Raw genomic sequence first — 22,999 nt, forward strand, 5'->3', positions numbered from 1 at the left:
TGGGTAAGCATGCAAAATCCCTGTAGGAGTGAGCCTGCTCGCGATGGCGGTGGGTCATTCAATGTTGATGTTGGCTGGATAGACGTTATCGCGAGCAGGCTCACTCCTACAGGGGTGGGCGATTAGTTATAGCCCGCCGAAGCCTGCGAACCATGGGAATACCACGTTGCCTTTATGCCCTTTGTAGTGGGCTTTTTGGCTGAGCTGCTTGCGGCAGAGGATCCAGCTGATGAAGGCGGGGAGGAAGATCAGGTTGATCAGCCACTGGAAGGGGTTGGTGGATTGGTAAAGGATGGCGGCCAGGATGTTGATCAGGACGAGGCCCATGATGATGAGGTTGTAGTGGATGTGCCTGCGTTTGATGGCGGCAAAGCTTTCCCAGTCGTCGATGAGCCAGTCGTGGGAGAAGTGGCCGCAGTCGGGGCATTTGTGGGTGGGCGGGATGTGGCTGACGAGATGGTTGCAGTCAGGACATCGGAAGTTCATCGAGGTATCCAGTGGTGGGGGATGCTTAGCGGGGTTGGGGTGAGGTTAGCAGGGTGGGGGTGGTTTTCCATTGTTGCGACTGGGCAGGGTGGGTTAGTTGTTTAGGTGTTGAATGTGCTGGCGTCTTCGCGAGCAGGCTCGCTCCCACAGGTTTCTCAGTCGCACACTAAACTCGGGAGAACACCACGAATCCCCTGTAGGAGTGAGCCTGCTCGCGATGGCGGTGGGTCATTCAATAGTAATGTTGGCTGGATGGACGCTATCGCGAGCAGGCTCACTCCTACAGGAGTTTTGTGCCGAACAGAGAATTCGGGGCACACCACAAATTTACTGTGGGAGCGGGCTTGCTCGCGAAGGCGGTGTGTCAGGTTAGGTGATGTTGGATGTACTGGCGCTTTCGCGAGCAAGCTCGGCTCCTACAGGGGTTGGGGTTGTACTCGGAATTTGGGGTAGGGCGAAGCTCAGTTTCCTTTAATAAGAAATTTTATTAGTTGCGAATGAAACGCGGTGCGCGGTGTTTAGTTGCTAAAAGCTTTAACAACTTCAGCGGCTAAACCCAATCGCACTAACCCAACTTATAAAGTTGCCATTGATCGCTAAAACCCCTCACTCGCCGTTGTGTTTTTGCCAACTGTTCTAGTCTGATTCCCCATCAGGCTGGAGGCATACCAATGCCAACACTCAACGAGCCAAATGAGCCAAAAACTCAGCGCCGCAAGGAAACGCGTCTATTCCTTTTCCTGGTCGTGTGCCTGTTTCCATTGCTTTCCATCGCCATCGTCGGTGGTTACGGTTTCATGATCTGGTTTTTCCAAATGCTTTATGGCCCGCCCGGGCCGCCTAACTGATCGTCCTCAGCACTCTGTTGGAGTCAGCACATGGAAGAAGCGCTGCATATCGCCAGCCTTGTGGTACTTGCCCGGCCAGAACTGTTTGATGCGGTTAAAGCCAACTTGCGTTTGTTGGACGGTCTGGAATTGCATCATGAAAGTGCTGCCGGAAAACTCGTGGTGGTACTTGAAGCCACGCACGAAAACCAGATCCTGCAACGTATTGAACAGATCAATAACTTGCCCGGTGTGCTCAACGCCGCGTTGATCTATCACGAACTCCTCGAACCCGCAGGAGGCTCCCAATGAGCATGTCGCGCCGCGAATTCGTCAAAGCCCAGGCCGCTGCGATTGCGGCAGCGGCGGCCGGGCTGCCGATTGTCACGTCGGCGAGCAATCTGATTACCGAAGCCGACATGGTCACGCTGGACTGGAACAAGGCGCCGTGCCGGTTCTGCGGCACGGGCTGCAGTGTGATGGTGGCGACGCGCGACAACAAAGTCGTGGCCACCCATGGCGACGTCAAGGCCGAGGTCAACCGTGGCTTGAACTGCGTGAAAGGCTATTTTCTGTCGAAAATCATGTACGGAGTCGACCGTCTGACCCAGCCGATGTTGCGCATGAAGGACGGCAAGTTCGACAAGCAGGGCGAGTTTCAGGCGATCAGTTGGGACAAGGCTTTCGACATCATGGAGGAGAAATTCAAGCAGGCCCTGAAAGCCAAAGGTCCCGAGTCCGTGGGCATGTTCGGTTCCGGGCAGTGGACGGTCTGGGAAGGCTACGCCGCCAACAAGTTGATGAAGGCCGGTTTTCGCAGCAACAACATCGACCCCAATGCGCGCCACTGCATGGCCTCGGCGGTGATGGGTTTTATGCGCACGTTTGGCGCGGATGAACCGATGGGCTGTTACGACGACATCGAAGTCACGGACGCCTTTGTGCTCTGGGGTTCGAACATGGCTGAGATGCACCCGATTCTCTGGAGTCGCGTGACCGACCGGCGCTTGAGCCAGCCGAATGTGAAGGTCGCGGTGCTGTCGACTTTCGAGCATCGCAGTTTTGAACTGGCCGATATCCCGATGGTGTTCAAGCCGCAAACCGATCTGCTGATCCTCAATTACATCGCCAATCACATCATCGAAACCGGCGCGGTGAATCAGGATTTCATCAGCAAACACACGCGCTTCGCCAAAGGTGCCGATGACATCGGTTACGGCTTGCGCCCGGACGATCCACGGGAGAAACAGGCGAAAAATGCCGACAAGGCCAACACGTGGACGGACATGTCGTTCGAGCAATACGCCGCGTTCGTCAAACCCTACACGCTGGAGCGCACGGCGAAAGAAACCGGTGTTTCCGCTGAGCGGCTCAAGAGCCTTGCCGAGTTGTATGCCGACCCTAAACGCAAGGTCGTGTCGTTCTGGACGATGGGGTTCAACCAGCACACGCGCGGGGTTTGGGCCAACAACCTGATCTACAACATCCATTTGCTTACCGGCAAAATCAGCGAGCCCGGCAATAGTCCGTTCTCCCTGACGGGCCAGCCTTCGGCCTGTGGCACCGCGCGCGAAGTCGGAACGTTTTCCCATCGTTTGCCGGCAGATTTGGTGGTGACCAATCCCAAACACCGAGCCACGGCGGAGAAGATCTGGAAGCTGCCGGCTGGCACGATTCAGGAGAAAGTCGGCTTCCACGCGGTGCAGCAGAGCCGCATGCTCAAGGACGGCGTGCTCAATGTTTACTGGACGCAGGCCAGCAATAACATGCACGCCGGGCCGAACATCATGCAGGAGGTGCTGCCCGGTTGGCGCAAGCCCGACAACTTCGTGATCGTGTCGGATGTTTACCCGACCGTGTCGGCCCAGGCTGCCGATCTGATTCTGCCCAGCGCAATGTGGGTGGAGAAGGAGGGCGCGTTTGGCAACGCGGAGCGGCGTACGCAATTCTGGCATCAGTTGGTCAGCGCGCCGGGTGATGCGAAGTCGGATCTGTGGCAGTTGATGGAGTTTTCCAAGCGCTTCACCACCGATGAAGTCTGGCCTGCCGAGTTGCTGGCGAGTGCGCCGGAGTACAAGGGCAAAAGCCTGTTCGAGGTGCTGTTCAAGAACGGTCAGGTCGACCAGTTCCCGGTCGAGCAGATTGTGGCCGGCTTCAAAAATGACGAGGCCAAGGCCTTCGGTTTTTACGTGCAGAAAGGTCTGTTCGAGGAGTACGCGCAATTCGGTCGCGGCCACGGTCATGACCTCGCGGCCTTCGATCGTTATCACGACGAACGCGGTTTGCGCTGGCCGGTGGTCGATGGCAAGGAAACCCGTTGGCGCTATCGCGAAGGGCTCGATCCGTATGTCGAGGCCGGCAGCGAAGTGCAGTTTTACGGGTATCCGGACAAGAAGGCGATCATCTTCGCCTTGCCTTACGAGCCGCCGGCGGAAGCGCCAGATGCGGATTTCCCGTTCTGGTTGAGCACCGGTCGGGTGCTTGAACATTGGCACACGGGCACCATGACGCAACGGGTCGAGGAGCTCTATAAAGCGGTGCCGGATGCGCTGGTTTACATGCACCCCGAGGACGCGAAAGCCTTGAAGGCGCGGCGAGGCAGCGAGGTGAAGCTGATCAGCCGACGCGGGGAAATCCGTGCGCGCATTGAAACGCGCGGGCGTAATAAACCGCCGCGCGGATTGGTCTTCGTGCCGTTTTTCGACGCCAACAAGTTGATCAACAAAGTCACGCTCGACGCCACTGACCCGATCTCCAAGCAGACCGACTACAAAAAATGCGCCATCCGCATCGAGTTGATCAGCGCGGCTTGAGGAGAACCGTGATGCCTTTTCGAATCCTGCCGTGGGTATTGCTCGCCGTGATCGGCGTGACGATTGCCGCCGAAGTCGATTACCCGCTGGATGCCCCGGCCCCCGACGGCCGGCGTCTGGGCGGCACCATCACCCAGAACTCGCCCGCGCCGCCGATTGCTAACGACGAGAACAAGGATCTCAAGCGCGAGCGCAATTACCCGGATCAACCACCGACGATTCCGCACAGCATTCGCGGCTATCAGATCGACAAAAACGGCAACAAATGCCTGTCGTGTCACAGCCGTGCAAACAGTGCGCGCAGTCAGGCGACCGCGATCAGCATCACGCATTACATGGATCGCGATGGCCAGGCATTGGCGGCGGTGTCACCGCGTCGCTACTTCTGCAACCAGTGCCACGTGCCGCAAAAAGAGGTACAGCCGCTGGTGGGCAACAGCTTTGAGACCATCGACAAGATCCTGCAAGACGACGCCAATGCTGCGCAGAAACCTTGAGGAGGCGCCATGAAAGCACTGTTCGCCCTGCTTAAGGATTACTGGGGCATCCTCTGTCGGCCGAGCGTTTATTACAGCCTGGGGTTTTTGACGTTGGGCGGGTTTGTTGCCGGGATTATTTTCTGGGGCGGTTTCAATACCGCACTGGAGATGACCAATACCGAGAAGTTCTGCATTTCGTGCCACGAGATGCGCGACAACGTGTACGTCGAGTTGCAGGACACCATCCACTACACCAACCGTTCCGGCGTGCGCGCCAGTTGCCCGGATTGCCACGTGCCGCATGAGTGGACACATAAGATCGCGCGCAAGATGCAGGCGTCGAAGGAAGTGTGGGGCAAGTTGTTTGGCACGATTGATACCCGCGACAAGTTCCTCACACTGCGCCGTGAACTGGCGGAGCATGAATGGGCGAGGCTTAAGGCCAATGATTCACGCGAGTGCCGGAACTGCCATAACTTCGAGTTCATGGACTTTACCCGCCAGGGCAAACGCGCGGCGGCGATGCACTCGACAGCGCTGGCGAATGGCGAGGCGACATGCATTGATTGCCATAAGGGCATTGCGCATAAGTTGCCGGACATGAGTGGGGTGAAGGGGTGGTGATTCAGGGAGATTATTGTTGATCGGGCTGTCGCCTTCGCGAGCAGGCTCACTCCTACAGGTTTCCCTGTCGTACACAAAACCCGAGACGCACCACAAATCCCCTGTAGGAGCCGAGCTTGCTCGCGAAAGCGGTTTGTCAGCCACAGTGATGTTGGATGTGCCGCCGCCTTCGCGAGCAAGCTCAGCTCCTACAGATTTTCTGTCGTACACAAAATCTGAGTCAGAACACAAATCCCCTGTGGGAGCGGGCTTGCTCGCGAAAGCGGTGGGTCAGCTACATTGATGTCGGATGTGCCGCCGCCTTCGCGAGCAAGCTCGCTCCCACAGGTTTCTCAGTCGTACACAAAATCTGAGTTAGAACACCAATCCCCTGTGGGAGCGGGCTTGCTCGCGAAAGCGGTGTGTTAGCCACATTGGTGTTGGATGTGCCGCCGCCTTCGCGAGCAAGCTCAGCTCCTACAGATTTTCTGTCGTACACAAAATCTGAGTCAGAACACAAATCCCCTGTGGGAGTGAGCCTGCTCGCGAAAGCGGTGTGTCAGCCAAGAAGATGTTGGATGTGCCGTCGCCTTCGCGAGCAAGCTCAGCTCCTACAGATTTTCTGTCGTACACAAAATCTGAGTCAGAACACAAATCCCCTGTGGGAGTGAGCCTGCTCGCGAAAGCGGTGTGTTAGCCCCAGTGATGTTGGATGTGCCGCCGCTTTCGCGAGCAAGCTCAGCTCCTACAGATTTTCTGTCGTACACAAAATCTGAGTCAGAACACAAATCCCCTGTGGGAGCCGAGCTTGCTCGCGAAAGCGGTGTATCAGGCACCGTGTTGTTGGATCTGCCGACATCTGCGCGAGCAAGCTCAGCCCCTACACCTGCTAACGAACGCCAGCCTGGCGCAGTGCCGCCGGGGTGTAGCTGGCTGCCGAGGCCGTTGCGCCGAACTCGATGCTGCGTTTCTCTTCGTTCTTCAAGCCCAGCACCGAGTAACGACCCGATTGCAGGTCGTAGAGCGCTTCGGCGGTGTAGCCCGGGACTTGCTTGTGGTAGTACTGCTGGGCGTGGCCTTCGCCGACGCGCCAGAGTTGGCCGCGACCGTCGTAGTGGTCGACTTCCGCCAGTTGCCAGGTGTCTTCATCGAAGTACATGTGGCGAACCGCATAGATGTGGCGCTCGCCCGGTTTGAGTTTGGCCACCACTTCCCAGACGCGGTGCAGTTCATATCGCGTCAGATCCTGGTTGATGTGGCCGGCCTTGAGAATGTCGGCGTACTTGAGGTTCGGCGAGTCGAGCTTGTAGCTGTTGTAGGGGATATACAGTTCTTTTTTGCCGACCAGTTCCCAGGTGTAACGGTCGGGCGCGCCGTTGAACATGTCGTAGTTGTCAGTCGTCGCCAGTCCATCGGCGGCAGTGGCCGGGCCGTCGTAGGCCACTTGTGGCGCACGGCGAACGCGGCGCTGGCCGGCGTTGTACAGCCAGGCATCGCGGGGTTCTTTGACTTGATCGATGGTCTCGTGGATCAGCAGCACATTGCCCGCCAGGCGCGCAGGCCCGGTGATGCGCTGGATGAAATAGAACAGGATGTTTTCGGCTTTGCTCTTGTCGAGGTCAGGCAGTTCGCGCGGATAGGAAATCTCGTCCTCCAGTTGCACCATGTTGAAGTCGCCGTTGGCTTGCGGCTGAACACGGGTGGCCAAGCGGTTGAGGTTGCCGCCGCGATAGCGGGTCAGGTGATTCCACAGCACTTCAACGCCGTTTTTCGGAATAGGAAACGCGTAGTAGCGCGTGTCGCTAAAACCGCTCAGGCCATTGCCGCCGTCGACTTCCTCGGTTTTGACCGCGCTGTTTTTGATCACCGAATAAATGTCCGCCGGCGCGGACGCCGTGCGATGCGTCGGGTAGACCGGGATTTTGTAGGTCTCGGGGTAACGCTTGAACAGCGCCAGTTGCCCGGCCGTGAGCTTGTCTTTGTACTTTTCGGCGGTGGCCGCGGTGATCACAAAAAGCGCTTTTTCATTGGCGAACGGGTCGCTCAAGAAACCCTTGGCATCGACGCTGCCGGCACTGGTCGGCAAGCCACCGCTCCAGGCCGGAATGCTGCCGTCGGCATTGGCGGCTTTCACCGCGCCCATCGGCGTCAGCGTCGTGCCCAACTGCGCGGCTTCTTCGGGAGAAACCTTGGCCATGACACCAGTGGCCAGCAACGAAAGGCTCAAAGTAGCGATATGCGCGAGTGTTTTTGTTGTTTTCATGGTGGGGTACTCATGATTGTGATCGCGTTGAAGTTCGCACCTCGGTTGAACGAGGTGATGTGGGTGAAGCGCAGTTAGAAAAAAGCGATTTATCGACTGAGGAACAACAGGCCGATAACCAGTGCGGCAAGGAACACCGTCTCACCGACCAGCAGGGCAATCGGTCGCCAACCGACCGAGGCGAGTTTTTGCAGCGAGGTTTTCAGGCCCAGCGCTGAGATGGCGATCACCAGACAGCCGCGCGACAATTCATTCATCGCGTCGGACACCGAGGGCGCCAGCAAGCCACCGCTGTTGATCGCCACCAGGCAAACAAACGCCAGGAGAAATCCGGGGATCATCGGCAGCCGTCGGTTGTTGTCAGAGGAGGCTTTGTGCTGACGGCGAAACATCCAGGCAATGACCACCACCGCCGGCACCAGCAACGCCACACGCAACAGTTTCACCACCGTGGCGATGTCACCGGTCGCCGGCGAAATCATGTAGCCGGCGCCGACCACCTGAGCCACGTCGTGAATCGTGCCGCCGAGAAATATCCCGGCCTGCTCGGGCGACAATCCCAACAGTTTGCTGATGATCGGATAGGTGATCATCGCCACGGTCGACAGGCTGGTCACACCGACCACGGTCAACAACGTATCGCGCTCGCTGTCTTTGTGTTTGGGCAAAATCGCCGAGATCGCCAATGCTGCCGACGCGCCGCAGATCGCCACCGCACCGCCGGTCAACACGCCAAGATCGGCGCGCACACCCAACATCCGCGCCAGCAGCCAGCCGATGGAAATCGTCGCGGCCACTGCGCACACCGCAGCAAGGACGGTTTCCCAGCCCAGCGATCCCATCTGCCCCAGGGTAATTCGCGCCCCGAGCAACGCAACACCGATGCGCAGCAGGGCGCGTGCGGCGAATTCAATGCCCGGCAGGCAGCGGCCATCCTCGCTGAGAAAGTGACAGGCCATGCCGAACAGCAGGGCATAGAGCAGCGTCGGGCCTCCGTAATGATCGGCGATAAAGGCTGACGCCATGGCGATTGCCAGACTCACCAGCAGGCCGGGGCCGATCTGTCGGCAACGGCTGAGCAGTTGCCGGGGCGCGCTGATCGGCGCGGCATAAGCTGGGTTTTTTATTGTTTTGTTCATGTCTGTCACGTTCCCGAAAAAGTGCTCGCGTCAATCGGTCGGTGCTTGCTCGAAACACGGCAAGGCGCGGTCGATGGCCACCCACGGCTGCGCTGATCGGCACCACAGATGCATCGCCGGTTGCACCACGGACGGGTCGCTGAGCGTGCCGGCCTTGATGACAAACAGGCCGGGCATCGTCGCCACTTCGCTGTACAGCGCAGAGCCGCAGGCGCCACAGAAGAAACGCCGCACGGGCATGCCGCTGCCGCCATCGCTGGCGAAACTGCTAAGACTGAGGCCCTCAACTTCGAAGCCCTCGGCGGGCACCACGACGTTGATGGAAAACGCGCTGCCCGATTGTTTTTGGCAGTCCGTGCAATGACATACAGCGGTCACCAACGGGGCGGCGAGGGTCGAATACTGAACGTTGCCGCACAGGCAGCTGCCATTAAGGGTGCTCATGGTTAAAGTCTCTTTGGGTCGGGGGAAAGAATCAGGGTTGAGCGATGGATCCGGATTGCCATTGCAGGGCGTTTTGCGCGGTGTGCCGGATGCTGCGCAGGGCGCTGTAAAACACCAGCGCGGCGAGGCTGCAACCGAATAACACGACGCAAAGAATCGAATACTTGATAGCGTTCGGATCCTTGAACACGTAGTCGGTCAGCACGCCGACCATCACCGGCCCGCAGCCGGCGCCCAGCAGGCTCAGTGCGCCGGTGTACATGGCCATGAACTGGCCGCGCATCGGCGCCGGTGCGACTTCGACGATCAGCGCTGCACCGACGCCGAACAGGCAAGTCCACAGGGTCGCCGCCAGCACCAGAAAGGGCACTGCGCGTTCGACGCTTGAAGCCATCAACAGCGGAATACTAACGAGGGCGAGCAGCACGCTGGCGATCGCGGCGATGCGCAGGTTGGCGTTGGTCACGCCGCGATTGCGCCAGTATTCACCCAGCCAGCTGGCGAAGATCACACCGATCGGGCCGCACACGCACATGATCGCGCCCATCAAGGCGCCGATGCGCGCATAGCTCCAGCCGAACTCGCGGACAAAGTAGGTCGGTACCCAACTGCCGCTGCCGTAGACGGCGGTGTAGAAGCAGCCGGCACCAAGGAAAATCGCGGTAAAGGTGCGGCGGTTTTCGCGCAGATAGGCCAGCACCTCGCGCAGCGGAATCTCCACGCGCACGGTCGGGCTGAGCCCCATCGCGTTCTTACGCAGACGCGGTTCTGGCACGCCGATCATCAGTACCAGAACGAGCAAGCCCGGCAGGCCGATCGACATCAGCGTGGTCTGCCACGGTTGCAGCAAGCCCAGCCACGGCAAGGTCAGTGGGTGCGCGGTGAAGTAGCCAAGCACCAGCCCGGTCGCGAGCAACCCGGCGCCGGCACCGAACGAGGCGCCCATGCCGAACACGCCGAGCGCACGTCCGCGATTGTGCGGGGTGAACAAATCGCTGATCAGCGACACCGCGCCCGGCAACAGCACCGCCTCGCCAACCGCCACGCCAATGCGCGCCAGCAGCAGATGCCAGAACTCGGTTGCCAGCCCGCCGGCCGCCGTGGCCAGACACCACAAACCGATGCCGACGGTGATCACCAGCGGCCGATTACCACGGTCGATCAGGCGCGCAATCGGCAGCCCGACCAGTGAGTAAAACGCCGCGAAGGTGAAGCCGTGGAGAACCCCCATCCAGCTGTCGTTGACCTGCAACGAATGCTGAATCGGGCCGACCAGCAGCGTGAGGATCTGCCGATCCATGATCGAAAAAACATAGGCGATCAGCAGAACGCTGACCGTGTAATAAGCCTGCCCACGATGGGTGAGTTCCACGGGCGAGGAGGTGACGGTGCTGGCCTGGAAACCGTTTGTGCTGGACATCGTTGGATGACCTCTTGGCGTGCGTTGTTTTTATTGTTGAACGCTGCCAATGCGCGCGTGTGCGGCGCGCATTGGCCATGGCAATAAACGCTTAGCCGGGTTGCTGCCAGAGATTGTTGTCCTGCCAGATGTTTTCCTTGCGCCAGTGCTCCGGCAGGGTTTCGCCGGTGTGTTGAATGACTCGGCCGATGAGCAATTTCAACTGCTGGGCTTCTTCGTAGTCGAGTGATTCGAGGGCGCTCATTTCTGCCGCTTTGGCAAACGCCAGCCACTGGATGGTCAGTTGCCGTCCGGACTCGGTGAAGTAGATGCGCTCCGATTCTTCGTCAGACGCCTCCAGCGTCAACAAACCCTTGTCGACCCACAGGTCGAGGTGCTCGCGGGGCAGATGCTTGCCAACGAATTCGAACAGGCGCCGCAGTTGCGTCAGGGTTTTGCCTTCGCCGAAGCTGAGCATGCCCAGCAGTTCGAAATCCAGATCACTCATGCCCATCGTCTTGAGTTGCTGACGAATCGGCAATTGCATCTGGTAGTAGGCGCGACCGAGCAGGAAGCCCAGCCAATTCTCGCCGTAAACGCTGTTGTCCACCGCTGGCGCTGGCTGCATCAGGCGCCGGTAACCGCCGCCATGGAACACCAGCGGCGGCGTATCGAAGCGGTCGAAGGCGAGCACTTCGCCGACCAGAATGACGTGGTCACCACCTTCATATTGGTAGGTGGTGCGGCACTGAAAACGTGCCGAACAGCCTTCCAGCAGGGGAATGCCGTCGGGGCCGCGACCGGTGGTGAGCCCGGCGAATTTGTCGACGCCGCGCTTGGCGAACATGTTCGACAGGTGTTCCTGATCGGTGGCCAGAATATGCACGGCGAAGTATTCGGACGCGGTGAACGCGTGGGCGGAGGTCGAGTCCTTGTTCAGGCTCCAGAGCACCATCGGCGGGTCAATCGATACCGAATTGAAACTGTTCGCGGTCAAGCCGTAGTCCTGGCCGTCGGCGCCGCGCGTGGTGACGATGGTGACGCCGGTGGTGAAGGCGCCGAGGGCCTGGCGGAACTGTCTTGGGTCAAAATTCGTATTGTTCATGCTGGGGACTCCATCGCCGCCAACGTATCGGGGCGAATTTATTGTTGTTCTGACAAACACGCATGCTTCAAGGGCAGAGCTTCAGTGATTCACGGGCACAGCAATGGCATGACCAGGCGGCCGAAGCGCTCAGCCTCTTCATGATGCGGGTACCCGGAAAGGCAGAAACCGGTGCAGCCGGCCTCGACAAATTCCATCAGTTGCGCGGCGACTTGCTGGGGATTGCCGACCACTGCAACGCCAGCGCCCGGGCGGACTTCGGTGATGCCAGTCCACAGGTGCGGGGTCATTTTGCGCCCGACGGTTTTCGACAATTCGGCTGCTCGCTGGCTGGCGACCGAGTTACTTTTTGCCGCCATTTGCACGGCGGCGGCCAGTGCCGAGTTTTCTGCACCAGCAATCAGCGCCTCTGCGGCGGCCCAAGCGTCGTCTTCGTTTTCGCGGCAGATGATCTGCAAGCGCATGGCGAATTGCAGTTCATCTTCACGTCCGTATTTGGCGGCGCGGGCGCGCATTTCGATGATCTGCCCGGCGATGCGCTCTGGGTAATCGCCCCAGAACAGGTGCACCGACGAGTGCTTGGCTGAAATCTCCGCCGCCTGCTCCGAGCCGCCGCCGAGGAAGAAGGGCGGGTGCGGTTGCTGGAACGTCGACGGTATGATTTTCGGCCCGTTTACCTGGAAGTATTTGCCGTTGTGCTCGACGTCCTGTTCAGTCCACAGGCGCTTCATCAACTCGACTTCTTCAAGAAGCTGATCGTAGCGCTGTTCTTTTTCCGCAAACTGGCCTTCGGCGACAGCGTCTTTGTCGCTGACACCGGCAATCAGGTTGAGGTAAATGCGGCCCTGGGACATCTGGTCGAAGGTCGCGATCATTTTTGCCTGAGCCACCGGGTGGATGTAGCCAGGCTTGAGCGCGGCGAGCATTTTCAAGTGTTTGGTGCGCGAGGCGAGAAACGCGGCGACCATCCAGGCATCCCAGCAAATCGCGCTGACCGGAATCAGCATGTAGTCGAAACCGGCGTTTTCGGCCGCGATGGCCACGCGCTCGAAGTGTTCCAGCGAGCGTGGAATGTCTTGGCTCGGGTCACCAAAAGCGCTGGTGTCGCCGAGGGTTGGACAGAACCAGCCCATGCTCAGGGGGATTTTATTATTCATTGTGAGGCTCCCGTCAGGTGAACGATGGGTGCACTTCATCAAAGGCTTAACGCTGAGTAAAATGAATAGGTAACATTGCCGGTATGCACAATATTAATATCCGCACGCTCGACCTGAACTTGCTGGTGGTGTTTCTCACGCTCTGGGAAACCCAAAGCGTGACCCGCGCCAGCGAGCGTCTGGCCTTGAGTCAGTCCGCCGTCAGCCATGCCTTGCGCCGGTTGCGTGAGCGCATGGGCGACGAGTTGTTTGTGCTGGGGCGCACTGGCCTGCTGCCAACCTCGCGGGCCACGGAAATCATCGGCCCGGTGCGTGAGGCGCTGGAGAAGATCGATCAAGTGTTGCAGGGCGGCAGCACGTTCTCACCGGGCACCACGCAACGAACCTTTCGGATTGCGGCGGGGGATTTTGTCGAGTTCATGATCTTGCCGAAACTGCTCCAGCACATCAGTACCACGGCCGCCGGGGTCGTCATCGAAGTCGTGCCGTTGCCGGATCCGTTGGCGCTGTCGCTGATGCTGGAGAGCGGGGCGATTGATCTGATGATCAACACACCCGCCGTGCTCGGCGCCGGTGTGCGCAGCGAGAAACTGGCCACCGTGCAGTTGCAGACCCTGATCTGGCAGCGCGAAGGCCTGAAGGCCGGGCGTTTCCCGATGGCGTTGTATCTGGAGCGCCCGCACGTGGTGATCAGCATGCACGAGCGCGGCGGCAACATCATCGACCGCACCCTGGCGGCGCAGTCGTTACGCCGCCCGATTGGTGCGGTGGTGCAGAATTTCATGGCGATGCCGGTGATCGCTTCGCAAACCGGCTACATCTGCAACCTGCCGAGCCCCATCGCACAGGCATTTGCCAAGGCTTACAAACTCAGCTGCCACGCGCCGCCCATCGAGTTTCCGGAGCCGGAACTGATCGTCTGCTGGCACACGCGATTCGACGCCGACGCAGGCCTGCAATGGATGCGCGATCTGGTCAGGCAGTGTGCGCTGGCTTGACGCTCGGCTTTACAGCAAGCTCCACGAAACCCCGACATAAACCCCCATACCTTCCCCCGGCGTCGACCGCGCGGCATCCAGACCTTTGTCGTCATACCCCGGCGTGACCGTGGCGGCGTAGTGTTTGTTGGTCAGATTGCGCATGTCGACCCAACCCTGCCAGTCTCCTTTCGGCGCGTTGTAGCCGAGCGTTGCGCCGAACAGTGCGTACGGATCGGCGTAGTAGCTGTCCGCGTAATCCACGGCAACTTTCGACACCAGTTGCGTATTCACCGCCGCGAAGAACCCCTGCGGCCAGTCGTAGCGCAATTCGCCTTGGTAGTAATGCATCGGCAGGCCCGGCAAGCGGTTGTCGCCGAAGCGGTCGTCGTCGCGATAGTGGAAATCGCTGAAGGTATACGCCTGACGCAGACTCAACTGGCGGCCATCGGCAGCCGACCAGAGTTTGCTGTTGAGGCTCGCTTCAACGCCTTGGTGCACGGTCGGGCTGGCGTTCAACTCATACGGCGTGACGGCGTTGGCATCCGGCAGCACTGAAAGCAGTTCATGCCGAACCTGTGCGTAGTACCACGCCAGGCTCCATTCGCCGATGGCGCTGTCGCCACGCCCGCCGAGCTCCAGCGTGGTCGCGGTCTGGTTTTGCAGTTTGATCGGGTCTTTTTGCGTACCCGTCGCGGCGCCGTTACCGGCAGCGAAGCGCACGTTGGAGCTGTAGATCAGCGACCACGGGTGCGGCGCTTCGACGGAGCGGCTGAGGTTGCCGAACACTTGCAGATCCGGGTTGAGCTGGTAGCGCAGGCCGAGGCGCGGCGCGTAGTCCCAGTCGTTCATGCTGGTTTTGCCGCCGCTTTGCGGATAGGTCACGTCGCTTTCGCGGCGGGTGTAGATCGCGGCGAGGCCGGTGGTCAGCCAAAGATCGTTGGCGATTTCCAGGTCGTTGCCGAAGTGCAGTACGGTGTCCGAACCCTGATAGGTGAAATCGCGCATTTTTGTGCCCGGCGCATAACCGGCGGTGTTGCCGGAGGGGATGCGCACGAATTCGCTGGCGCCGTCATTGGGCAGGTGTTTGGTCACGCGCAGGCCGACGTTGCTGCGGCTTTCCATGCCGAAGATCGTGTCGCGACGTTTGTAGTCGAAGGTGCCGCTGACATCGGTGTAAGCGACTTTCAAACGGTTCGGGCCTTCGCGCAGATCCATCGGGTAGTCGTGGTAGACGAGGCCGGTCTGGATGCTTGAATCGTCGTCGATGTAGAAGGTGGTTTTGTTGCCGATGAAGGTGCTGCCCGGTTGCTTGCGGCTGTCGTCGCGCGCCACGTAAGACGGGTTGGCCGCGCGCGGATCGTGCTCGATGGAGTGCTTGGTCACGCGGCCGGCGAGGTCGTTGTCGGTTTCGCGGTAGCGAATGTAGAAGCGCGTTTCCAGGTTCGGGTTGAAGCGATAACCGAAGTTGGCGATCACGCCTTTGCTTTCGCTGGCGGTGTGATCCTGATAGCCGTCGGCGTTGGAATCGGTCAGCGACACGTAGTAGTCGAAGTCGCCGAGCACTTGCCCGGAACTGACCTGACGCTGCTGATAGCCGTGGCTGCCAGTGGCGTAGCGCACTTGCAGTTTCGGCGCGTTGTAGCCGGTGTGGCTGACGTAATCGATGGCGCCGCCGAGGGCCAGTGAGCCACGGTCGAAACCGTTGGCGCCGCGCAGCACTTCAACGTGATCGACCCACAGCGGTTCGAGCAATTCGTAAGGCGTACCGCCGGGGCCGGTCAGCGGCAGGCCGTCAAGCATGGTGTAAAGGCCCGAGGCGTGGGCGCCCGGCGCGCGATTGATGCCCGAACCACGCACGGAAATCTTCACGCCTTCGTTGCCCGCCGACTGCGCGTAAACGCCCGGTTGATAGGCCAGCACATCCTCATTACTCGAGACGCGGCCCTGCAACGGTTGGCGCATATCGACCACGTTGGTGCCGCCGGGCACTTGCTCGAGGCGTTCTTTGGCTTCTTCAACCGACGCATCCGAACCGCGCTGCTCATCGGCCGAAATCAGCACTTGCCCCAGTTCCAGACCTTGAGTCTCGGCCATCGCCGGGCAGGCAAGGGCCAGGCCCAGCAGGGCAGTGGGCAGGGATTTTGGCGACGGCATCGAAAAACTCCAGACAGGCAAGGGCGGGCAATGAATGAACAGTGCGACGCAGGAAAGAACGAAGGAAACACATGGCAATTTTGCTTTTTACCCGGCGATGGCAAACAGCAGGTCATGAACTAACCTCACGTGTCTGGTGTGTGTCGTCAATAAACATTCTGTTTCTGCATTCATTCGAGAGGGCCGGGTCATGGCAAAAGACAAAAAGAAGGACGCCAAGGCGCCTGAAAGTCCGAAGCTGAAAAACAAGGATTACCTGGAGCAACTGCGCAAACTGCACGTTGAGCTGGTCAAGTTGCAGGAATGGGTGATCGCCGAGGGCGTAAAGGTTTGTATTGTTTTTGAAGGGCGTGATGGCGCGGGGAAGGGCGGTACGATCAAGGCGCTGACTGAGCGTGTGAGCCCGCGGGTTTTCCGCGTGGTGGCGCTGCCGGCGCCGACCGATCGCGAGAAGAGTCAGATGCATGTGCAGCGTTATTTGCCGTATCTGCCGGCGGCGGGGGAAGTGGTGATCTTCGACCGCAGTTGGTACAACCGCGCCGGTGTCGAGCGGGTGATGGGCTTTTGCACGGATGAGCAGGCGGACAAGTTTCTCAAGTCGATCCCGTGGGTTGAGCATGCGATCGTGCAGTCCGGGGTGATTTTGCTGAAGTATTGGCTGGAAGTGAGCCCGGAAGAGCAGACGCGGCGGCTGGAAGCGCGGATCAATGACGGTCGCAAGATCTGGAAACTGACGCCGATGGATCTGAAATCCTACAGCCGCTGGTACGACTACTCGCGGGCGCGGGATGAGATGTTCAAACATTCCGATACCGAGCATGCGCCTTGGCTGGTGGCGGATTCGAATGACAAGCGTCGGGCTCGGCTGAATATCATCACCGATGTGCTGAGTCGCATTCCTTATGAGGATGTGAAGCGCGAGAAGGTCGAACTGCCGAAGCGGCAGAAGGCCGGCAAGTACAAGGATCCGAATTATCCGTATCGGCGTGTGGCGGAAAAATTCTGATACGCAGCCGGGTGCGATGTTGAACCCACCGCCGCCTTCGCGGGCAAGCCCGGCTCCCACAGGGTTCTCGGTCGTATGCAAATCCCCGAACACCCCACAAATCTTTGTAGGAGCTAGCCTGCTGGCGATTGCTTTGGGTCAGGCAACATCTTCGGCACAGACACTCCGCTTTCGCGAGCAGGCTCACTCCTACAGGGTTCTTGGCCGTACACAAATCCCCGATCACCCGACAAATCTTTGTAGGAGCTGAGCTTGCTCGCGAAAGCGGTGGGTCAGTCACCATCTCCGGTACAGATCCACCGCTTTCGCGAGCAAGCTCAGCTCCTACATGGGGCTCGGTCGTACCGAAGATCCCGAACATCCCACAAAACCCTGTGGGAGCTAGCCTGCTGGCGATTGCTTTGGGTCAGGCAACATCTTCGGCACAGACACTCCGCTTTCGCGAGCAGGCTCACTCCTACAGGGTTCTTGGCCGTACACAAATCCCCGATCACCCCACAAATCTTTGTAGGAGCTGAGCTTGCTCGCGAAAGCGGTGGGTCAGTCACCATCTCCGGTACAGATCCACCGCTTTCGCGAGCAAGCTCAGCTCCTACAGGGGGCTCGGTCGTACCGAAGATCCCGAACACCCCACAAATCCCTGTGGGAGCTAGCCTGCTGGCGATTGCTTTGGGTCAGTCACCATCAACGGTACAGATCCACCGCCATCGCGAGCAAGCTCAGCTCCTACAGGTTCTCGGTCGTACCGAAAATCCCGAACACCCCACAAATCCCTGTGGGAGCTAGCCTGCTGGCGATTGCTTTGGGGCAGGCAACATCTTTGGCACAGACACTCCGCTTTCGCGAGCAGGCTCACTCCTACAGGGTTTTGTGGCGTACACAAATTTGCGAACACCCCACAAATCCTTGTGGGAGCTGAGCTTGCTCGCGAAAGCGGTGGGTCAGTCACCATCTCCGGCACAGACATTCCGCTTTCGCGAGCAAGCTCAGCTCCTACAGTTTGGTGTTGTCTGTTTGATTACTTCGACAAACGCCTGCACCCGCGCACTGCGTTCATGCTTGCGCGTCAGCAGCAACAGCGGCGCTACGGCGCCTGGCTCAGCCAGCGGTCGATAAACCACGCCACGCTTAACCAGCGCCCGCGCACATTCAGGCACCACCGCAACCCCTCGACCAGCCGCGACCAACGCAATAATCGAGGTGATCTGTTTGCCCGTCGGCCCAGCGATCGGCGCCAGCCCATGCAGGCGAAAAAGCGCTTCAACGATGTCATTCAACCCCGAACCATAATCCTGCGGGAACGCAATCAACGGATAAGCGCTCAGCTCCGCCAACGTCACCCGATCCTGCAAGGCCAGCGCGCTATCACTGGCAACCGCCGCCACCAACGGTTCATTGCCCAAACAGATCGCCTGCACCCGCGCATCCTCGCCAACCGGCAACAAACGACTCAAGCCAATATCCAGCCGCCCCTCAATCAACTGCGCACACTGATGATTCGAAGCCCCTTCATCCACCGTCACCTGCACTTCGGAATACAACGAACAAAACCGCTTAAGCGTCTCGCTAAACACATCCGACAACGCAATCGAGCTCGCATACCCCACCGCCAAATGCCCGGCAGAGCCCGTCGCCAGCTTACGCGTGATGCCTTCCGTCATTTCCACCTGCTCCAGCAGCGCTCGCGCATGCGGTAAAAAATGTCGCCCCTCTGCAGTGAGCGTGACATTGCGGCTACTGCGATCAAACAGCTGAAACCCCAGCTCTTTTTCCAGTGCCGAAATCTGCCGGGTCAACGGTGGCTGGGCGATGTGCAGACGCGCGGCGGCTCGGCCGAAGTGCAATTCGTCGCTGACAATCAGGAAGTAACGCAGGCGGCGCAGATCGAGCATGTTCATCCTTGGGTATCAATCGGTCGGAAATCGGTATTGGATCCGTGCAGCGTTCATCTTATAAAAATGTTTAAAAATATTTCTGAAAATTCCTGCGGCTTCTCAACATCGCCTTCAGAACTACATGGATATTCAATGAAGACTCTGCTCGAAAGCCTCATCCCGATCCCCGTGGCCGCGCTCGGCGCATGGCTTGGTTACCTCACCGGCCTGCCGCTGGGCGAGCTGATCGGCGCGATCTGCCTGGTCACCGCGTTAAGCAAAATCGGCGTGCGCATGCGTATGCCTTACCCGTTCGTGGCCGCCGTGCAGTTGCTGCTCGGCATCAGTGTCGGCTCGATCGTCACCGCTTCAATGCTCCGCGAGCTGAGCGATTTCAGCATCTTGGTAGGCTTGCTGATCTGCATGACCGCGCAAATCGTCGTCGGCTACAACTGGTTGCGGCGCATGGAACGCTGGGGTCATGTGGAAAGCCTGCTCGGTTCGATACCAGGCGCGATGGCGGCGGTGATGACGGTCACCAGCGATCAAGGCCCGGCCTCGGGGCGCATAGCCTTTGTACACATCGTGCGGTTGCTCGCGTTGTTGCTGGTGGTGACGCTCATCGCGGGCGGTCATGCAGACAACACGGCACCGACTCTGGGCGCGTTGGACGATTACCTGCGAGTGATCCCGCCCGCGCTGGCGGCAGTGCTCGCCGGGTATCTGCTGGAACGCTTCGACGTCCCCGCGCCATACATGCTCACCGGGTTGCTCTGCACAGCCGCGGCCAACGTCGGTTTTCACGCCGATTTGCAGGTGCCGGAGCCGCTGGCGATTGTCGCGCTGATCCTGCTCGGCGGGTTGATCGGTATCCGCCTCAAAGACATCACCCTCAAGGATTTCGTCCGCTACATCCGCGCCGGGCTGGTGGTCACGGCGCTGACGTTCTGCTCGACGCTGGCGATTGCCTTCGCGTTCAGCCAGTTCACCGGCAAGCCGTTTCTCGCACTGTTCATGTCGTGGGTGCCGGGCGGCGTCGAGGTGATGACGGCAGCGGCGTTGCTGCTCAAACTCGACCCGGCGTTCGTGATGCTCAATCACGTGGTGCGCATGTCGATCATCCATCTGTGCCCGGCAGTGCTGCCCAAGCGATTCTTTCAGGAGAATCCGCAACCGGCATAAACACCCTCCATCCGTCGCCCGCGCTGAACGACGCAGGAAGGACTTATCTCTATCGGTGAAGCCCTCGATGAGAAATCCCCTATGTTCGATCAGCGGAAGAAAGAATCACTGGCGGCATGGCGCAAACTGGCGACGCAATCGCAAAAGCGCCTGGATCCGGAAGAACAATATGACGAGTTGCTCAAAGCCGCCGATGACATGGAGGAGCAAGGGCTGATCACCAGCGCCGAATGGCGTCAGTTGGTGCGCGATGCGGGCAGCGTGTTCACGCATCCCGATCAAGCGCGCAGATAAAATCGGCAACGGTTGAGTGATGCCATGGACTCGCTCGACTCAGCGCTGATGGCGGCGCGCAGCCAGTTTGCGATCACCATCAGTTTTCACATCGTGCTGGCCGCGTTCACCATCGGCCTGGCCAATTTTCTGCTGGTGCTCGAGGCGCTTTGGCTAAAGAGCGGACGGCAGATTTATCTCGATGTTTACCGCTATTGGCTGAAAGTATTTGCCCTGAATGTCGCGGTGGGCACTGCCTCGGGGCTGATTCTGGAGTATCAGTTCGGCCTCAACTGGTCGCGGCTGGCGGTTCAGGCGGGCGATATTCTCGGCCCGCTGATGTTTTACGAAGTGTCGGCGGCGTTTTTTCTCGAAGCGGGTTTCCTCGGCATCATGCTGTTCGGCATGAAGAAGGTCGGCCCGCGCCTGCATTTTTTCGCCACCTGCGCGGTGGCGGTGGGCTCGCTGATCAGCGCGTTCTGGATTCTCTCGGCGAATTCCTGGATGCACACGCCGGCGGGGTATTCGATTGCCGCCGACGGCCGTTTTTTCGCCGAAGACTGGTGGGCGATCATTTTCAATCCATCGTTTCCCTATCGGCTGGTGCATATGACGCTGGCAGCGTTGCTCGGCACCGCGACGCTGGTGGCCGGCATCAGTGCCTGGCAATTGCTCAAAAACGCCGACAATCCACGGGCGCGTTTGGGATTTTCCATGGCGCTGTGGCTGCTCGTCGTGCTGATGCCGGTGCAGATGGTGGTCGGCGATCTGCATGGTCAGCACAGCTTGAAAGTGCAGCCGCAGAAAGTCGCCGCCATTGAAGGTTCGTGGACGCGTCCAGCCGAGGGCGCGGGCGAACCATTGCGGCTGTTCGCGTGGCCCGACATGGCGCAACGGCACAATCACTGGGAAGTGGCGATTCCGCGAGTGGCTTCGTTGTACCTGACCCATGATCTCAGCGGCACCATCGCCGCCCTCGATGAATTTCCCGCGCAGGACATTCCGCCCGTGGCGCCGGTGTTTTTTGCGTTTCGGCTGATGGTCGGACTGGGCGTTTTGATGCTGGGGCAGGGCGTGGTCAGCCTGTTTTTCCGTCGTCGTCAGCGCCTGTACACGTCGCGCGGCTGGTTATGGGCCAGCGTGTGCATGGCGCCGGCGGGTTTTGTCGCGATGCTCAGTGGCTGGGTTGTCACCGAGGTGGGTCGCCAGCCGTTTACCGTCTACGGCTTGATGCGTACGGCCGACAGCCTGTCCTCGGTGTCCCGCGCGCAAGTGCTGGCTTCGACCTGGCTGATTCTGCTGTTTTATCTGCTGATTTTTGGCATCGGCCTGTGGGTGTTGCTGCGTTTATTGCGCGAGCCGCCAAAGCAGGACGAGTCCGGGCCGCAGCCGACGCTGGCCGATGAAACGGGGCATTGCTGATGGACACCGACTGGATCACGCTGCTGTGCGCGGGCGCTCTGGCCTTCTCGGTGATGAATTACGTGCTGCTCGACGGCACGGATCTGGGCGTCGGTGTGCTGCTCGGCTTGACCGAAAACAGCCAGCACCGCCGCGCCATGGCGGTAACCATTCTGCCGATCTGGGATGCCAATGAAACCTGGCTGGTGCTGGGCGGCGGCGGGCTGCTCGCGCTGTTTCCGCTGGCCTACGCGATTTTGCTGCCGGCGCTTTATCTGCCTTTTATCCTGATGTTCCTCGCGCTGATTCTGCGCGCGGTGGCGCTGGAATTTCGCGACCATTCGCCCAACGAAGCGATCAAGCGTTGGGTCGATGGCGCGCTGTTGTGCGGTTCTTTGCTGGCGGGCGCGATTCAGGGCGTGGTGTTGGGAACGCTGGTGCAAGGTGTGCCGCATCAGGGCAGCCAATACACCGGCAGCGGTGTGGAATGGCTGGGGGCGTTTCCGCTGTTCTGCGGCGTGGTCTTGGTACTCGGCTACACGTGGCTCGGCGCTTGCTGGCTGTATTGGCGAACCGTCGACGACTTGCAGCGGCGCTGCGCACGCCAGGCGCGGGTGTTGGCGCTGATCACTGTGATGCTGTTGATTGTGCTGGTGATATGGACGGCAACGTTGCAGGCCCAATACATGCAACGTCTGACCGATATTCGCGTCTGGGCGCCGACGCTGATGGTGCTCGCCATTCTTTCAGCGGTGTTCTGGTCGGGGTTTCGCAGCCGCTTCGATGGCGTTCCGCTGTTCGCCGCGCTGGGCGTGTTTGTGCTGGCATTCGCGCTGATGCTGGTTGCGTTGTTTCCGCTGATCATACCGCCGGATCTGACCTTGAAAGCCGCCACGTCCAGCCCGAAAAGCCAATTGTTCATGTTGATTGGTTTCGCCGTGCTGATCCCGGTGACCCTGGTTTACAACACTTTTGGCTTCAAAGTCTTCAGCGGCAAAGTGCGGCCGATCAAGTCTTCTTGAGAGCGTATTGGCTGGCCAGATACTGGCAGATGCGACCTGTCTGTTCTGAAAACGTCAGCCCCGAGAACTTTCATCCCCTCCATCGAGTCGACCAGACAACCACAAAACCGGCCATACGACGGGTCGGTTGAAAACTATAAAAAGGTGTCTGTCATGAGTTGTCTGATTTGTGCGGGGGGCGCTGAGCGCATTCATTGCCAAGGCCCATGGGAAGAACGCGATTGTCCGGACTGCGGGCGCTATCGCGTGGCCGACGAACTCTTGCTGAAACTAATTGAGCAGGGGCAAATCTTCGATGTCGGCAAAACCCGAGGCTGGCTCGACAGTCGCCGCGCCGAGGTGGCGATCCCGTCGATTGAGGTGCATGAGGCGCTGCTCGTCGGATGATGGCG

Annotated in this window: 21 protein-coding genes; 12 read left to right on the forward strand and 9 right to left on the reverse strand. The window is 59.5% G+C overall.

Features of this window, described 5'->3' with window-relative positions; all coding sequences use genetic code 11:
• Positions 1–126: 126 nt before the first annotated feature.
• Positions 127–486, reverse strand: coding sequence for a hypothetical protein (locus ACP3TY_RS10535; protein ID WP_426619908.1), 360 nt, complete (start codon positions 484–486; stop codon positions 127–129).
• Positions 487–1,157: 671 nt separating this feature from the next.
• On the opposite strand from ACP3TY_RS10535, the gene napE reads away from it, so the two are divergent.
• Genes napE through ACP3TY_RS10560 form a run of 5 tightly spaced genes read left to right on the forward strand, consistent with a single transcriptional unit; the run spans position 1,158 to position 5,229 of the window.
• On the forward strand, positions 1,158–1,334 hold the full coding sequence (gene napE / locus ACP3TY_RS10540; RefSeq protein ID WP_159814494.1) for a periplasmic nitrate reductase, NapE protein: 177 nt from the start codon (positions 1,158–1,160) through the stop codon (positions 1,332–1,334).
• Positions 1,335–1,364: 30 nt separating this feature from the next.
• Positions 1,365–1,625 carry a chaperone NapD gene (locus ACP3TY_RS10545; RefSeq protein ID WP_426619909.1) on the forward strand — a complete coding sequence of 87 codons (261 nt, stop codon included), beginning with the start codon at positions 1,365–1,367 and terminating at the stop codon, positions 1,623–1,625.
• Complete coding sequence (gene napA / locus ACP3TY_RS10550; protein WP_159814499.1) at positions 1,622–4,126, forward strand: nitrate reductase catalytic subunit NapA; 2,505 nt, start codon at positions 1,622–1,624, stop codon at positions 4,124–4,126. The genes ACP3TY_RS10545 and napA overlap by 4 nt, the downstream gene beginning before the upstream one ends.
• Positions 4,127–4,137: 11 nt before the next feature.
• Positions 4,138–4,623 (forward strand): nitrate reductase cytochrome c-type subunit, encoded by a 486-nt coding sequence (locus ACP3TY_RS10555; RefSeq protein WP_159814501.1) that lies wholly within the window; start codon positions 4,138–4,140, stop codon positions 4,621–4,623.
• Positions 4,624–4,632: 9 nt separating this feature from the next.
• The gene (locus tag ACP3TY_RS10560; RefSeq protein WP_159814502.1) at positions 4,633–5,229 is read left to right on the forward strand and encodes a cytochrome c3 family protein; all 597 of its coding nucleotides are present in this window, start codon (positions 4,633–4,635) and stop codon (positions 5,227–5,229) included.
• 868 nt (positions 5,230–6,097) lie between these two features.
• Here the strand turns inward: ACP3TY_RS10560 and ACP3TY_RS10565 are convergent.
• The 6 genes from ACP3TY_RS10565 to ACP3TY_RS10590 form a co-directional block, all read right to left on the reverse strand.
• Entirely contained in the window at positions 6,098–7,471 is a 1,374-nt protein-coding gene (locus tag ACP3TY_RS10565) for a DUF1329 domain-containing protein (RefSeq protein WP_212544487.1), read from the reverse strand.
• A gap of 89 nt (positions 7,472–7,560) precedes the next feature.
• On the reverse strand, positions 7,561–8,610 hold the full coding sequence (locus ACP3TY_RS10570) for a YeiH family protein (protein WP_212544486.1): 1,050 nt from the start codon (positions 8,608–8,610) through the stop codon (positions 7,561–7,563).
• 30 nt (positions 8,611–8,640) lie between these two features.
• Positions 8,641–9,054: a GFA family protein gene (locus ACP3TY_RS10575; protein WP_212544485.1), complete on the reverse strand. Its 414-nt coding sequence runs from the start codon at positions 9,052–9,054 to the stop codon at positions 8,641–8,643.
• 31 nt (positions 9,055–9,085) lie between these two features.
• Positions 9,086–10,474, reverse strand: coding sequence for an MFS transporter (locus ACP3TY_RS10580; protein ID WP_426619910.1), 1,389 nt, complete (start codon positions 10,472–10,474; stop codon positions 9,086–9,088).
• A gap of 91 nt (positions 10,475–10,565) precedes the next feature.
• Entirely contained in the window at positions 10,566–11,558 is a 993-nt protein-coding gene (locus ACP3TY_RS10585) for a flavin reductase (RefSeq protein ID WP_426619911.1), read from the reverse strand.
• An 89-nt stretch (positions 11,559–11,647) separates the two neighbouring features.
• A complete protein-coding gene (locus ACP3TY_RS10590) occupies positions 11,648–12,715 on the reverse strand; it encodes an LLM class flavin-dependent oxidoreductase (RefSeq protein ID WP_426619912.1) in 1,068 nt (355 codons plus the stop codon).
• An 83-nt stretch (positions 12,716–12,798) separates the two neighbouring features.
• On the opposite strand from ACP3TY_RS10590, the gene ACP3TY_RS10595 reads away from it, so the two are divergent.
• Complete coding sequence (locus tag ACP3TY_RS10595; protein WP_426619913.1) at positions 12,799–13,713, forward strand: LysR family transcriptional regulator; 915 nt, start codon at positions 12,799–12,801, stop codon at positions 13,711–13,713.
• Positions 13,714–13,722: 9 nt separating this feature from the next.
• On the opposite strand, the gene ACP3TY_RS10600 is transcribed toward ACP3TY_RS10595, so the two are convergent.
• Positions 13,723–15,849 (reverse strand): TonB-dependent receptor family protein, encoded by a 2,127-nt coding sequence (locus tag ACP3TY_RS10600; RefSeq protein WP_426619914.1) that lies wholly within the window; start codon positions 15,847–15,849, stop codon positions 13,723–13,725.
• 190 nt (positions 15,850–16,039) lie between these two features.
• Here ACP3TY_RS10600 and ppk2 point away from each other — a divergent pair, with 190 nt between their 5' ends.
• Complete coding sequence (gene ppk2 / locus ACP3TY_RS10605) at positions 16,040–16,855, forward strand: polyphosphate kinase 2 (RefSeq protein WP_159812131.1); 816 nt, start codon at positions 16,040–16,042, stop codon at positions 16,853–16,855.
• 986 nt (positions 16,856–17,841) lie between these two features.
• Here ppk2 and ACP3TY_RS10610 read toward each other — a convergent pair.
• Positions 17,842–18,747 (reverse strand): LysR family transcriptional regulator, encoded by a 906-nt coding sequence (locus ACP3TY_RS10610; RefSeq protein ID WP_426619915.1) that lies wholly within the window; start codon positions 18,745–18,747, stop codon positions 17,842–17,844.
• 135 nt (positions 18,748–18,882) lie between these two features.
• Between ACP3TY_RS10610 and ACP3TY_RS10615 the strand changes: the two genes are divergently transcribed.
• The 5 genes from ACP3TY_RS10615 to ACP3TY_RS10635 all read left to right on the forward strand — a co-directional run bounded on the left by ACP3TY_RS10615 (position 18,883) and on the right by ACP3TY_RS10635 (position 22,994).
• The gene (locus ACP3TY_RS10615) at positions 18,883–19,911 is read left to right on the forward strand and encodes an AbrB family transcriptional regulator (RefSeq protein WP_426619916.1); all 1,029 of its coding nucleotides are present in this window, start codon (positions 18,883–18,885) and stop codon (positions 19,909–19,911) included.
• Positions 19,912–19,992: 81 nt separating this feature from the next.
• The gene (locus tag ACP3TY_RS10620; RefSeq protein WP_053120791.1) at positions 19,993–20,205 is read left to right on the forward strand and encodes a hypothetical protein; all 213 of its coding nucleotides are present in this window, start codon (positions 19,993–19,995) and stop codon (positions 20,203–20,205) included.
• A 24-nt stretch (positions 20,206–20,229) separates the two neighbouring features.
• Positions 20,230–21,606, forward strand: a complete 1,377-nt coding sequence (locus ACP3TY_RS10625) for a cytochrome ubiquinol oxidase subunit I (RefSeq protein WP_426619917.1) — start codon at positions 20,230–20,232, stop codon at positions 21,604–21,606.
• Entirely contained in the window at positions 21,606–22,607 is a 1,002-nt protein-coding gene (gene cydB, locus ACP3TY_RS10630) for a cytochrome d ubiquinol oxidase subunit II (RefSeq protein WP_426619918.1), read from the forward strand. The genes ACP3TY_RS10625 and cydB overlap by 1 nt, the downstream gene beginning before the upstream one ends.
• A gap of 153 nt (positions 22,608–22,760) precedes the next feature.
• A complete protein-coding gene (locus tag ACP3TY_RS10635) occupies positions 22,761–22,994 on the forward strand; it encodes a hypothetical protein (protein WP_426619919.1) in 234 nt (77 codons plus the stop codon).
• Positions 22,995–22,999: the final 5 nt, after the last annotated feature.

The organism is Pseudomonas rustica (assembly GCF_049959085.1).
Lineage (GTDB): Bacteria > Pseudomonadota > Gammaproteobacteria > Pseudomonadales > Pseudomonadaceae > Aquipseudomonas > Aquipseudomonas rustica.

What these genes read in the sequence shown, in the direction of transcription:
- ACP3TY_RS10600 (WP_426619914.1), bottom strand. Translation starts at nt 15,849, where the DNA reads ATGCCGTCGCCAAAATCCCTGCCCACTGCCCTGCTGGGCCTGGCCCTT.
- napE (WP_159814494.1), top strand. Translation starts at nt 1,158, where the DNA reads ATGCCAACACTCAACGAGCCAAATGAGCCAAAAACTCAGCGCCGCAAG.
- ACP3TY_RS10585 (WP_426619911.1), bottom strand. Translation starts at nt 11,558, where the DNA reads ATGAACAATACGAATTTTGACCCAAGACAGTTCCGCCAGGCCCTCGGC.
- cydB (WP_426619918.1), top strand. Translation starts at nt 21,606, where the DNA reads ATGGACACCGACTGGATCACGCTGCTGTGCGCGGGCGCTCTGGCCTTC.
- ACP3TY_RS10635 (WP_426619919.1), top strand. Translation starts at nt 22,761, where the DNA reads ATGAGTTGTCTGATTTGTGCGGGGGGCGCTGAGCGCATTCATTGCCAA.
- ppk2 (WP_159812131.1), top strand. Translation starts at nt 16,040, where the DNA reads ATGGCAAAAGACAAAAAGAAGGACGCCAAGGCGCCTGAAAGTCCGAAG.
- ACP3TY_RS10610 (WP_426619915.1), bottom strand. Translation starts at nt 18,747, where the DNA reads ATGCTCGATCTGCGCCGCCTGCGTTACTTCCTGATTGTCAGCGACGAA.
- ACP3TY_RS10545 (WP_426619909.1), top strand. Translation starts at nt 1,365, where the DNA reads ATGGAAGAAGCGCTGCATATCGCCAGCCTTGTGGTACTTGCCCGGCCA.
- ACP3TY_RS10535 (WP_426619908.1), bottom strand. Translation starts at nt 486, where the DNA reads ATGAACTTCCGATGTCCTGACTGCAACCATCTCGTCAGCCACATCCCG.
- ACP3TY_RS10590 (WP_426619912.1), bottom strand. Translation starts at nt 12,715, where the DNA reads ATGAATAATAAAATCCCCCTGAGCATGGGCTGGTTCTGTCCAACCCTC.
- ACP3TY_RS10595 (WP_426619913.1), top strand. Translation starts at nt 12,799, where the DNA reads ATGCACAATATTAATATCCGCACGCTCGACCTGAACTTGCTGGTGGTG.
- ACP3TY_RS10555 (WP_159814501.1), top strand. Translation starts at nt 4,138, where the DNA reads ATGCCTTTTCGAATCCTGCCGTGGGTATTGCTCGCCGTGATCGGCGTG.
- ACP3TY_RS10620 (WP_053120791.1), top strand. Translation starts at nt 19,993, where the DNA reads ATGTTCGATCAGCGGAAGAAAGAATCACTGGCGGCATGGCGCAAACTG.
- ACP3TY_RS10565 (WP_212544487.1), bottom strand. Translation starts at nt 7,471, where the DNA reads ATGAAAACAACAAAAACACTCGCGCATATCGCTACTTTGAGCCTTTCG.
- ACP3TY_RS10625 (WP_426619917.1), top strand. Translation starts at nt 20,230, where the DNA reads ATGGACTCGCTCGACTCAGCGCTGATGGCGGCGCGCAGCCAGTTTGCG.
- ACP3TY_RS10570 (WP_212544486.1), bottom strand. Translation starts at nt 8,610, where the DNA reads ATGAACAAAACAATAAAAAACCCAGCTTATGCCGCGCCGATCAGCGCG.
- ACP3TY_RS10575 (WP_212544485.1), bottom strand. Translation starts at nt 9,054, where the DNA reads ATGAGCACCCTTAATGGCAGCTGCCTGTGCGGCAACGTTCAGTATTCG.
- ACP3TY_RS10615 (WP_426619916.1), top strand. Translation starts at nt 18,883, where the DNA reads ATGAAGACTCTGCTCGAAAGCCTCATCCCGATCCCCGTGGCCGCGCTC.
- ACP3TY_RS10560 (WP_159814502.1), top strand. Translation starts at nt 4,633, where the DNA reads ATGAAAGCACTGTTCGCCCTGCTTAAGGATTACTGGGGCATCCTCTGT.
- napA (WP_159814499.1), top strand. Translation starts at nt 1,622, where the DNA reads ATGAGCATGTCGCGCCGCGAATTCGTCAAAGCCCAGGCCGCTGCGATT.
- ACP3TY_RS10580 (WP_426619910.1), bottom strand. Translation starts at nt 10,474, where the DNA reads ATGTCCAGCACAAACGGTTTCCAGGCCAGCACCGTCACCTCCTCGCCC.